The organism is Anaerotignum faecicola, assembly GCA_024460105.1.
Lineage (GTDB): Bacteria > Bacillota > Clostridia > Lachnospirales > Anaerotignaceae > JANFXS01.
In genome coordinates this window covers 1-546 of sequence record JANFXS010000112.1, presented here as the reverse complement: position 1 = coordinate 546, position 546 = coordinate 1, and the positions used below count along the sequence as shown (strand labels likewise).

Annotated in this window: 1 protein-coding gene; it reads left to right on the top strand. The window is 53.3% G+C overall.

The features are described from left to right. Positions 1-546, top strand: a 546-nt coding sequence (locus NE664_13010) for a beta-galactosidase (protein MCQ4727552.1), incomplete at both ends; no start/stop codon positions are given.

Sequence of the window (546 nt, the reverse complement as noted above, 5' to 3'; positions counted from 1 at the left end):
GACGCCAGAGACGAGGGCGGTGTAAAAGGGCGCAACAACAAGGGGCTTGTCACGCTGGACCGAACCATAAAAAAGGACGCTTTTTATATCTATAAAGCATACTGGAGCAGAGAACCGTTTGTTCATATCTGCGGAAGGAGATTCGCGAGGCGGACCGGAGATTTTCTGAGTGTTAAGGTATATTCCAACCTGCCGGATGTGACGCTGTTTCTGGACGGAATCAGGATCGCGGACCGGATGGGGGATAAGGTATTTGAATTTCAGGAGATTCCGTGGACGGAGGGGATTCATTTTGTCCGGGCCGTGGGGCAGGACTGCGAAGACTGTATCACTCTGGAACGGGTCACTGAGCCGTGGGAGCCGTATATTCTCGTGGACGAGGAAGCGGCCCAGGGAGACGGGGCGGCTAACTGGTTTACAAACCTGATCGTGGAGACTCCTCCGGAAATGACGTTCGATCCGCAGTATTTTTCCGTGAAAGACAGAATCCGGGAATTACTCGGATGCAATGAGGCGATGGAGGCAGTCGTCGGAGCCATGTACTCA